Here is a 522-nt window from a genome sequence, read left to right as displayed (position 1 = left end):
AGGTCGAGGACCGGACGGAACAGATTGCTGACCCGGTTGGAGCGCGCCGCCCAGATACCCAGCGGCACACCGATGATGAGCGCGATCAGTGTCGACACCAGGACGAGCGACAGGGTCTCCATCGCCTTGTCCCACAGCTCCAGGTTCTGGATGAACCAGAGCCCGACGAAGGCCAGTACGGCCCCCACGGTGCCGCGCAGCCAGAACGCGACGACGGCGAAGATGCCCGCCAGCAGCAGCGGTTCGGGCGCCTGGAGGAGCTCGGTCAGCCCGTCGTAGACACCGTTGAAGATGCTCTCGAAGAAGCCGAACAGCCAGTCCAAGTGGACGAGCATCCACTGGACGACGTCATTGACCCAGTCACCGAAGGGAATCCTAGGCACCGGCATTCACCTTCTCCGCCTGCTCGTCCGCGATGGGGCCGGAGGCCGCTCCGTTGCCTTCCACGGTCTTCATCGGCTCGCCGAGCACGGCGAGCAGCCGCTCGCGCGGCACCACACCCTGGAGTTCGCCCTCGTCGTC

At 65.9% G+C, this 522-nt stretch carries 1 pseudogene; it reads right to left on the bottom strand.

Annotated elements, in window-relative coordinates:
- Positions 1 to 383: pseudogene (locus OKJ99_RS10810) on the bottom strand (ABC transporter permease/substrate binding protein); the annotation flags it as partial.
- Between the last annotated feature and the right edge of the window lie 139 nt (positions 384 to 522).

Origin of the sequence: Streptomyces endophyticus (assembly GCF_035798155.1) — a bacterium.
Lineage (GTDB): Bacteria > Actinomycetota > Actinomycetes > Streptomycetales > Streptomycetaceae > Streptomyces > Streptomyces endophyticus.
The sequence above is the reverse complement of the archived record's forward strand: the minus strand, read 5'-3'. Positions and strand labels throughout refer to the sequence as shown.